10 protein-coding genes are annotated in these 9084 nt (G+C 68.8%); 5 read left to right on the plus strand and 5 right to left on the minus strand.

What is annotated here, in order from left to right:
- Window positions 1–84 precede the first annotated feature (84 nt).
- The 3 genes from RCH12_RS03030 to RCH12_RS03040 are packed head-to-tail and all read left to right on the plus strand — an operon-like array spanning window position 85 to window position 2068.
- Entirely contained in the window at window positions 85–741 is a 657-nt protein-coding gene (locus RCH12_RS03030; RefSeq protein ID WP_103430292.1) for a glycosyltransferase family 2 protein, read from the plus strand.
- Entirely contained in the window at window positions 738–1379 is a 642-nt protein-coding gene (locus RCH12_RS03035; protein WP_327015999.1) for a TIGR04282 family arsenosugar biosynthesis glycosyltransferase, read from the plus strand. Before RCH12_RS03030 ends, RCH12_RS03035 begins: the two co-directional genes overlap by 4 nt.
- On the plus strand, window positions 1376–2068 hold the full coding sequence (locus tag RCH12_RS03040; protein WP_327016000.1) for a class I SAM-dependent methyltransferase: 693 nt from the start codon (window positions 1376–1378) through the stop codon (window positions 2066–2068). The genes RCH12_RS03035 and RCH12_RS03040 overlap by 4 nt, the downstream gene beginning before the upstream one ends.
- Here RCH12_RS03040 and RCH12_RS03045 read toward each other — a convergent pair.
- Window positions 2017–2505, minus strand: a complete 489-nt coding sequence (locus tag RCH12_RS03045) for a hypothetical protein (RefSeq protein ID WP_327016001.1) — start codon at window positions 2503–2505, stop codon at window positions 2017–2019. The two genes, RCH12_RS03040 and RCH12_RS03045, sit on opposite strands and share 52 nt — an antisense overlap.
- Complete coding sequence (locus RCH12_RS03050) at window positions 2502–3752, minus strand: molybdopterin-dependent oxidoreductase (RefSeq protein WP_327016002.1); 1251 nt, start codon at window positions 3750–3752, stop codon at window positions 2502–2504. The genes RCH12_RS03045 and RCH12_RS03050 overlap by 4 nt, the downstream gene beginning before the upstream one ends.
- Window positions 3753–3863: 111 nt before the next feature.
- Between RCH12_RS03050 and RCH12_RS03055 the strand changes: the two genes are divergently transcribed.
- A complete protein-coding gene (locus RCH12_RS03055) occupies window positions 3864–5267 on the plus strand; it encodes a glycosyltransferase family 87 protein (protein WP_327016003.1) in 1404 nt (467 codons plus the stop codon).
- Here RCH12_RS03055 and RCH12_RS03060 read toward each other — a convergent pair.
- The 3 genes from RCH12_RS03060 to RCH12_RS03070 form a co-directional block, all read right to left on the minus strand.
- On the minus strand, window positions 5255–6838 hold the full coding sequence (locus RCH12_RS03060; RefSeq protein WP_327016004.1) for a glycosyltransferase family 39 protein: 1584 nt from the start codon (window positions 6836–6838) through the stop codon (window positions 5255–5257). The genes RCH12_RS03055 and RCH12_RS03060 overlap by 13 nt on opposite strands.
- Window positions 6839–7076: 238 nt before the next feature.
- On the minus strand, window positions 7077–7763 hold the full coding sequence (locus RCH12_RS03065) for a hypothetical protein (RefSeq protein WP_134493537.1): 687 nt from the start codon (window positions 7761–7763) through the stop codon (window positions 7077–7079).
- 120 nt (window positions 7764–7883) lie between these two features.
- Window positions 7884–8192, minus strand: a complete 309-nt coding sequence (locus RCH12_RS03070; RefSeq protein WP_327016005.1) for a hypothetical protein — start codon at window positions 8190–8192, stop codon at window positions 7884–7886.
- Window positions 8193–8374: 182 nt separating this feature from the next.
- On the opposite strand from RCH12_RS03070, the gene RCH12_RS03075 reads away from it, so the two are divergent.
- Window positions 8375–8614 (plus strand): DUF3499 family protein, encoded by a 240-nt coding sequence (locus RCH12_RS03075; protein ID WP_327016006.1) that lies wholly within the window; start codon window positions 8375–8377, stop codon window positions 8612–8614.
- The last annotated feature ends 470 nt before the right edge of the window (window positions 8615–9084 follow it).

A 9084-nucleotide genomic window follows, 5' to 3' on the forward strand; every position in this document is an offset into this window, starting at 1 on the left:
GCCACGGATATTTCCCCAGTCCGTAACGTTTGCTACGGAGTGTCGGCACGCCCCCCGACCTAGGGTCGAGGGGTGAGCGAAAACATGGTCGATGTCGTGATGCCGTGCCTGAACGAGGCGGGGGCGCTGCCCTGGCTGCTGGCCCGGCTGCCGGAGGGGTACCGGGCGATCGTTGTCGACAACGGCTCGACGGATGACTCGGCGCGCATCGCCGAGGCGGCCGGGGCCCTGGTCGTGACCGAGGCCCGTCGGGGGTTCGGTGCGGCCGCGCACGCCGGGCTGTTGCGGGCGACCGCTCCCATCGTGGCGTTCTGCGACGCCGATGCGTCGATGGATCCACGCGATCTGCCCCTGGTGGTCGACCCGGTGCGAGCCGGAGAAGCCGATCTGGTACTCGGCCGGCGCCGTCCGACGACCGCCGGATCGTGGCCCGTGCACGCTCGGATAGCCAATTCCACTCTTTCTTGGCGACTGCGCCGAACAACAGGTGTGAACATTTACGACTTGGGCCCGATGCGGGCCGCCCGCAGAGACGACCTGCTGTCCCTCGACCTTCAGGACCGGCGCAGTGGCTACCCGCTGGAGGTCTTCCTCAAGGCCGCCGCCCGAGGGTGGCGCATCCGCGAGGTCGACACCCCGTACGCCCCCAGGGTCGGCCGCAGCAAGGTCACCGGCACGGTGCGCGGCACCCTCACGGCCATCACCGATATGTCGCGGCTCCTGAAGGAGGCCAGACGATGACCACCCTGATCGTCATCGCCAAGGAATGCCTGCCCGGCAAGGTGAAGACCCGGCTGCACCCGCCGCTCAGCCTCGAGCAGGCCGCGGAGCTGGCCGCTGCCAGTCTCAACGACACCCTCGCCGCCGTCGCCGCGCTGCCCGCCACACGTCGGGTGCTTGCGTTCGACGGTGTGGTGGCGCCCGCCGCCGCCGACGGCTACGACATCCTGCCTCAGGTGGCCGGTGGCCTCGACGAACGCCTCGGCGCGATCTTCGACGGCTGCACCGGACCCGCCGTGCTGATCGGCATGGACACCCCCCAGGTGACCGCCGACGTGCTCGCCCCGCTGTTCGAGGCCTGGCCCGACGACGTCGACGCCTGGTTCGGCCCCGCCGCCGACGGCGGATTCTGGGCCCTCGGCCTGCGGCACCCCGACGGCGACCTGATCCGCGGCGTGCCGATGTCCCAGAGTGATACCGGCACGCACCAGCTCGCCCGGCTCCGAGCCGCGGGGCTTCGGGTGCGCCTGCTGCCGACCCTCACCGACGTGGATCACATCGAGGACGCCCACCTGGTGGCCGCTCTCGCCCCGCACAGCCGGTTCGCGCATGCCCTGGCCGGCTTCGGCGCACTTCAGCTGAGCGAGGTGACCCGATGACGCTCCTCGCCGGCCGCGCCGGTCTCGAGGCGGACCCCACGTTCGGCTCCGGCGGCACCGAACCATACGCGGCCGCACTGCGCGACGAATCCGCGGTGCTGTACCTGCGCAACACCGCGGCGCAGGCCCCGGCGGCGGCTCCGATGGATGCCGGCCGCTGGAGCGCGGGCGCCGACGCCACCGACCTCGACGTGCTGACCGGCGCCGCCGGGCCGGTGCTCGACATCGGCTGCGGCCCGGGCCGGATGGTTCGGGCGGCCATGGACCTCGGCTTGTCGGCCCTCGGCGTTGACGTGTCCCCGACCGCGGTGCGCATTGCCACGGAGGCGGGCCTCACGGTGCTCAACAGTTCGGTCTTCGCCCCGATGCCGCTCGAGGGCGGCTGGGGCACGGCCCTGCTCCTGGACGGGAACATCGGCATCGGCGGCGACGCCGGGGCGCTGCTGGCCCGGTGCGCCGAGCTTCTCGCCGCAGACGGCGTGCTGATGGTCGAGGTCAGCCAGGATCCCGATCGCGACCACGCCTTCGAGGGCACCCTCGAGGACGCCCAGGGCCGCAGCAGTGGCGTGTTCCCGTGGGCCGAGATCGGTATCGTGCCGCTCCGGGCGCGCGCCGAAGAGGCCGGGCTCCGGGTGGATCAGGACTGGATCCGCGACGGCCGCTGGTTCGCCCGCCTGGTTCGCAGGTAGAGCCATACCGAGATCAGGACGCTGGCCACCGCGAGCGTGAGCCAGAACAGGCCCAGGTTCCGCGCGTAGTCCAACGGCAGGATGGTGGGGTTCTTTGGCCCCAGGCCTTGCGCGGCAATGGCCGGCAGCACGAGGAGCGTCATCAGTGACCCGAGCACGATGGCGGCCTGAACGGTCACGATGATCGCGCCGGCCAGCCTGTGCCCGGCGCGCCGGGTGAGGACTCCGAGCCCGAACACCAGCGGCGAGATCACGGCGTCGTGCAGCACGATGGCCGCGCCGATCCAGAGAGCGACCCCCGGCAGCCGCCGCAGAGCGACGGTGTCGACCATCAGGTACCCCCCGAGTGCGAGTCCGAGCGCGCCGACGACGACGAGTACCACTCGCGCCGCCCGCATCCGGCTCGATGGCCGGGCCGGGGATGATGTTGTCATCATGCGTCGATCGCCTCGATCCGGCTGAGCCACTTGGTCTGCAGAACGCCCGGCCGGCCCGGCGCGATCATGCGCGCCGGATAGCCGTGCTCGAGGTCGAGGATCTCGCCGTTCAACTCGAGGGCGACCAGAGTGAGCGGGTCGCGCACATACTCGCTGCCCATTTCGGTCTGTTTGAAGCCGCCGCGCTGCTCCAGGCTGATCAGCCGGAGGTCGGACGCGGGGGAGCCGCCGGCAGCGTCGACGAGGTCACGCAGGCGCACACCCCGCCAGGCGGCCATCTGGCTCCACCCCTCCACGCACGCGATGGGCAGGTCGACATCGGTCTGCGGGAGTGCGGCCAGGTCGGCCCGACTGAACGAACGTTCGGTGTCGCCGACCGCCAGGGTGAGCACCCAGTCGGCCGACAGGGCCGCCGTGGCCACCTTGGCCTGCGCCGAAGTGCGGTTGACGGGCACGCCCTGCTGGCCGACGCCCTTCTTGCGCGGTCCGAAGACGTTGACGGCGTCCAGCGGCGCGAAGGTCTGGCCGGCCGTGAGCCCGACGACGGCCGCGACGGCCAGGGCCACGGTGGCCAGGAACCCGCGGCGGCTGGTGCGGGCGGGGAGCTCCGGGGTGCTGTCGATGTAGGCGAGCACCCGTCCGGTGAGGCCGCGGGTGCGAGACAACCCCTCGTCGTCGGCTGACGTCGCCGCGACGGTGTCGACGGGGTGGCGTTCCTCGGGTCCGGCAGCCGGTTCGGCTCGCCAGTGCGCCGCGATCAGCGGCAGTTTCACGCCGATGTGAACCAGCAGCGAGCCGACGATCACGAAGGCCAGCGCGAAGTGCACCTGCTTGAACGGGAACGGGAACGGGTACCACTGATACGTGTTGAGCAGGCCGATCGTGATCTCCACCAGTGAGGCGCCCACGAAGAGAGCGATCGATGCCCGCTCGAGGAAGTTGGCGAATGAGGTGACCGGCGGGTACTGGAACAGTTGCGGGAAAACCACGTAGAGCTTGGCCAGCAGCAGCGGGAAGCAGGCGATCCCGGCGATGATGTGGGTGCCCTGGCTGAGCTGATAGAGGCCGACAGGTCGGGTGGGGAAGGTCATCCACGGCAGTGGCTGCTGCAGGAAATGGCTGTACAGGCCGGTGCCGAAGCAGAGCAGGAAGGCCAGGCCGAGGAGGCGGCCGATGACGGTGGCCATTCGCGGGTTTCGCACCGGAGAGGCGAGCTGGGCCCTAGCCTCGTACATCAATCGGCGCATAGTCCATTCCACCACCTCATCGACGCCGGGAGCCTCGGTAATCCTTACGGTTCAATGACGCCGCCATCGGCCCGTCGGAGCGCCCGTCGACGGGTGCGGGAGGATGGCAGGGTGCGTATTGCCATTGTCTCGGTCCTCTTGGCGGCCAGCGCTGCCCTCACGGCGGGTATCGTGCTGGCTTTCGACCTGTTCAGGCCGCACCGGGACACTGTGCCTCTGCTGCTGGGCACCGTTCTGCTCTGGCTGCTCTTCGCCGCGGCCTTGGTGGTCCTGCGGAGGGTGCGGGGCCGGGCCGTCGTGGTGCTCGTGCTCGCCGGATCCGTGCTGATCGGTGGGGCGGCGATGGTCGGCCCGCCGAACACCAGCACCGACTCCGCGCGCTACGCGTGGGATGGCATCGTGCAGAACGCCGGCATCTCGCCGTACGCCTATGTGCCCGCCGACGACAGACTCGACGAGCTGCGGCCGGACTGGCTGTTCCCGGCTCCGGTGTCCGGCGACGGCGGGCCGGACTGCGTGGGCGAACGAATCGAGACCGTGGACCGGGGTGCCGGCCTGCCGCTCTGCTCGGCGCTGAACCGCACGACGGTGCCCACCATCTATCCGCCGGCCGCCGAAATCTATTTCGCCGCCGTTCGGGCCGTCGTCGGGGCGGACGCGGGCTATTGGCCGCTGCAGCTGACCGGTCTGCTGCTGAGCGTCGGCATCACCGGGATGCTGCTGGTCGGCATGCGCCGCCGCGGCATCGACCAGCGCTATGCGGCGGTGTGGGCCTGGTGCCCCCTGGTCGCGACCGAGGGCGTCACCAATTCGCACGTGGATCTGCTGGGGGTGGCCTTCGTCGTCGCCGCCGCGTTCTGGGTCAGCAGCGCGAAGTACGTCCGCGGCGGCATCCTGCTCGGGATGGCCATCGGGGTCAAGCTGATCCCGGCAATCGCCGCGCCCGCCATGCTCAAACGACAGGGCTGGAAGGTCGTCGTCGCGGCGATCGTGACCTTCGCACTGCTGTATCTGCCGTATGTGCTGGCCACCGGCATCGGCGTGCTCGGGTACCTGCCCGGCTACCTCACCGAGGAGGGCTACGAGGACGGGTCCAGATTCGCGCTGGTCTCCCTGATCGCGCCGGGCGGATCTGCCATCGTCGTCGCGGCGATCCTGCTGGCCGGTCTGGCCGCATTGACCATCTGGAAGACCGACCCCGAGCGTCCCTGGCTCGGCCAGCTCGTGATGATCGGCGGCACCCTTCTGGTGCTCAGCCCCCGGTACCCCTGGTACGCGTTGCTGCTGTTGCCGTTCATCGCGCTCAGCGGCCGGTGGGAATGGTTGGCGATTCCGCTCGCCCTGACCCTGCGTCTGCTGGTGCCCACGCTCACGGTCAGCAGGGTCTCGCTGGGCATTGCTCTGGTGCTGATCGTGGTCGTGTCGGTGCGGCGCGCCGGTCCGGGCGCGCTCAACCGGTGGCGTGGCGCGCTGACCAGGATCCCCGCCGCGCTCAGGAACGGTCAGCGCACGTAGCGCAGAACGTTGACGCCGGTCAGGCCCCATTCCTCGTCGAGGGAATAGCCGAGCGTGCCGAGCTTGGCGGTGACGCTCGGGCGCCAGTCCTGCTTGTCGCTCGTCACCAACCAGACCGCGTCGACGCCGTCGAACCGGTCGGTCACGGCATCCAGCGGGTACCGGGTCTCCCACAGCCCGCCGGTCTGGGCGGCCGGGGTCTTCAGCTTCACGTCGATCAGCCCCTCGAATGCATCTGGATACGAATACGCGATCACCCGGGTTGTCGCCGCCGGATGCTGGCGCACTGGCCCGTAGATGATGGCGGCAGTGTCGTCGGGGCGCGCGGCCCGCTCTCTGCTGATGAGGTCGGCGACCTCGCTCCAGGACGAATTCTGCTTGGCCTCCGGCTGTCGCTGTGCGATGAACTGCGGAGCGGCCAGGCCGGCCAACGCGACGAGGGCGGTGACGATCAGCCAGCGGCGCCGCAGTAGGTCGAGCGCCACCCCGATCAGGATGGCCACCGCCGGCGCGCTGAACGTGAGGTAGCGAGGGGAGTACAGCGGCGTCGCCATCGCCGACGCGACGATGACCCCGAGCGTGGGCACAACCAGCCACGGCACCGCGATCGCCAGTAGCGACGGATTTCGGGACTGCTCCTGCGACACCGCGAAACCGGTGGCCCTGGTTCGGCGGGCCGTGACGACCAGGGCGACGACGCCGATAACCAGCAGGGCCCAACCCGCCACCGCGAACGGCCGGTTCAGGTAGAACCACTGGGTGACGAAGACGCCGTTCCAACTGCCCCAGCTGATCGGGGCGATCCAGCTCACCTGGCCGGACTGCCCCACCACGGCCAGGGCAAACGGCACCAGGAGCGCCCCGGCGGCGAGCGAGGCGACGATCCAGCCGAACAGCGACGCGCGTGCGGCCCGGTCTCGCCGCCGGCCGGCCCACACCGTCCACAGCGCGGTCAGCCCGTGGGCACCGACCAGGAAGGCGAGGTAGATGAAGGTGACGGTGGAGACAACGGCGACCGCGCCGTAGAGCGTCCACCAGAGCACGCGGATGCGCCGTGGCGCCGGCCCGCGACGCCACGCGGCGAGGAAGATCAGGGTCAGCGCCACCGCGAGTGCGGCGGTCAGCGCGTACGAGCGGCCCTCGGCGCCCATCCAGGTCACCCTGGGCAGCAGGCAGAAGGCGACGCCGGCGAGTATCGCGGTGCGGCGGCCGACCCGAGAGCGAACCAGAATGACCGTCAGCGCGGCGGCGACCCCGACGCAGACGGCGCTCGGCAGGCGCAGCGCGAACGGCGAGTAGCCCACGAGGTCGAGCCAGAGGTGCATTCCGGCGTAGTACAGACCGTGCACGGCATCGATGCTCACCAGCATCCGGCCCAGCTCCGGCCAACTGCGCATGGTGGCGGAAACCGTCGCAGCCTCGTCGAACCAGAGCGAGGGCTGCCACGACCAGGCCAGCGTCAGTAGGGTGCCGAACAGCCCGACGAGCAGAGCGTCACGCCCCGACGAGCGGAACGGGATGCGCATGGTCCGAATCGGTGCACGGCGGAGTGTTGTGGTGGGGGCGGTCATGGTCGAGCGTTCTCCCATTCGTACCCAGTCATGTCGGTCGGCGGCCGATGCGACCCCCTGTCGAGGGTAGGCGACTTTTCCCGGGAATCTACCCGGAGGCAGATATCGTCGTGTACCCCTCAGAGCCCCGTTCGCGAGCACGGCCCGCTTTCGCGGTTTGGGCACGGGGTGTGTGGTGTTTGTGGCGCGAAAAAACGGCCGAGCGGGTGCTCGGCCGTTTTTCGTGTGGTGCGGGGTGTTACTTGGTGTTGACGGTGATGGTGGCGATGCCGACGAGGAGCTGGTCGGCGACGGCGTCGGTGTTGAAGGTGGTGTTGAGCAGGGCGGCGGCGTCGGCGCTGATGTGCACGGTGGTGCCGGTGAGGATGGCGTTGTCGCCGTCCATCTTGAGGGGTTCGAGGGTTCCGCCGTAGAGGTCGAAGAGCTTGACCTGGGTGGCGGCGGATTCGCCGTTGGCGGTGACGTCACCGAAGAGTTCGGAGGTGCCGGGGTCGATGGTGAAGTTGGTCAGTTCGACGACGGTCTCGCCGGCGGTGAGGGAGAAGCCGCTTCCCTCGTGTTCGATGTTGCCCTGGACGTAGGGGCGGTAGTCCTCGGCCGGGTCGTAGTAGTCCACGTTGCCGCCGGTGATGGGGAAGTGCAGGCTTCCTTCTTCGAGGGTGGCGGTGCCGACGGTGCCGGGGGTCAGGCCCAGGCTGGTGAGGGCGGCGGCGAAGTCGGCGTCCAGGAGCACGGAGGTGTCGACACCGGTGAGGGTGGGGATGGAGGCGACCGGGGTGGGGGTGGCTTCGGCGGAGCTGCTGGAGGACGAGGAGCTGGACGACGACGTCGACGCGGTGCCCTCGTCGGTGGAGCAGGCGGCGAGGCCGGCGACGAGCAGGCCTGCGGTGGTGAGGCCGAGTGCGGTCTTGGTGAAGCTGCGCATGATGAAGTCCTTTGCTGTGGAGTGTGGGGGCTTGCTTGGTATGCAGGTGGTTCGGCCCCACGTCAGAAAAGGTTTGGTCTTAATTTTGGTCGTCGTGGCGTGCGCGTGCGGCATGCGCCCTTAGAAGTGGCGGAATCGATCCGGCGCGAGATCCCAGGGGTCCTTGCCCAGGAGTTCGGCGACCCCGCGGAAGACGCAGCTCTCGATCACCATGCGCTGATGGAACTCGTCATTGCGGTGCAGTCCGCTCAGCCGCTGGATCGGCAGCCGGAAGAAGGTGATGCGACGCTCACGGGCATCCACCGCGTACCGCGCCACCCCGACGCCGGGAATCACGTTGGGCGGCCCTGCGGCCACCTCGAAGGACACATCGGCGAGTTCGGCCGGCCACACCATGCGCAAGTAGTCGACCGTCGACGCGATGGTCATGTCGAAAGTGTCCACCCGCGTACGCAGGGGAGGAAGGAAAGGACCGGTGGCAGAACTGCGGATACCACGGCCGTGTCGGTCCCGGCCCCGACCGCGCGAGGTCGGTGCTTGCACGGTTGTGCGGCGTGAACGAGGCATACCTTCAGTCTACTTCCGGGGCATCGGCGGTACCCTGAATCACCATGTCAGTCAGAGCGTGTTCAAGAATCTCCTGCAACGATGAGGCCGTGGCGACTCTCACGTTCTCCTATGCCGACTCGATTGCTGTCCTGGGACCGCTTGCCGGCACCCACGAGCCACACACCTATGACCTCTGTGAACGGCACGCGCGTCTGACCACCCCGCCCCAGGGTTGGCAGCTGATCAGGCACCGCATCGTGTCGATCGCGGATGCCCAACGCGGCGTTCAGCCCTCGCCCTAGTCGTCCCTCGGACATCCGCTGTCGGCGCGTCATATCGGTCGAACCATCCCGACACGCCCGGGTGTCAGATCCAATTTGCGGCCCCTCCGGAATCCCCGTAATGTCATCTCTCGTCACCCCACAGGTTCGGAAAAGCCGCAGAGCTTCCGGCCTCAAGCGGGACCAACTCCCAGTCAAAACAACCCACATCGTTTCGGTGTGGCTCTTCGTTTTGGCCAGGAATCAGCTCTTCGCAAGATCCGTCCGATCGAACGAACGGAGCGTTTTCAGGCACTAGTTTGCCGGAAACACGCCGTTCAGTCGATTTGACACGGATTCAAACGGAGGCTAAGGTAGTCAAGTTGCCCCGGAGCGACAGCCATTAGGCTTGAAGTCGGGTGCGTCCGATCCTTGAGAACTCAACAGCGTGCACAATGTCAAATGCCAAAAACCTCGGTCGTAGGGTCCCTTTCTAGGGGATACCGCGAAAG

Origin of the sequence: Cryobacterium sp. MP_3.1, from assembly GCF_035984795.1 — a bacterium.
Classification (GTDB): domain Bacteria; phylum Actinomycetota; class Actinomycetes; order Actinomycetales; family Microbacteriaceae; genus Cryobacterium; species Cryobacterium zongtaii.

What these genes read in the sequence shown, in the direction of transcription:
- RCH12_RS03030 (WP_103430292.1), top strand. Translation starts at nt 85, where the DNA reads ATGGTCGATGTCGTGATGCCGTGCCTGAACGAGGCGGGGGCGCTGCCC.
- RCH12_RS03035 (WP_327015999.1), top strand. Translation starts at nt 738, where the DNA reads ATGACCACCCTGATCGTCATCGCCAAGGAATGCCTGCCCGGCAAGGTG.
- RCH12_RS03040 (WP_327016000.1), top strand. Translation starts at nt 1,376, where the DNA reads ATGACGCTCCTCGCCGGCCGCGCCGGTCTCGAGGCGGACCCCACGTTC.
- RCH12_RS03045 (WP_327016001.1), bottom strand. Translation starts at nt 2,505, where the DNA reads ATGATGACAACATCATCCCCGGCCCGGCCATCGAGCCGGATGCGGGCG.
- RCH12_RS03050 (WP_327016002.1), bottom strand. Translation starts at nt 3,752, where the DNA reads ATGCGCCGATTGATGTACGAGGCTAGGGCCCAGCTCGCCTCTCCGGTG.
- RCH12_RS03060 (WP_327016004.1), bottom strand. Translation starts at nt 6,838, where the DNA reads ATGACCGCCCCCACCACAACACTCCGCCGTGCACCGATTCGGACCATG.
- RCH12_RS03065 (WP_134493537.1), bottom strand. Translation starts at nt 7,763, where the DNA reads ATGCGCAGCTTCACCAAGACCGCACTCGGCCTCACCACCGCAGGCCTG.
- RCH12_RS03070 (WP_327016005.1), bottom strand. Translation starts at nt 8,192, where the DNA reads ATGACCATCGCGTCGACGGTCGACTACTTGCGCATGGTGTGGCCGGCC.
- RCH12_RS03075 (WP_327016006.1), top strand. Translation starts at nt 8,375, where the DNA reads ATGTCAGTCAGAGCGTGTTCAAGAATCTCCTGCAACGATGAGGCCGTG.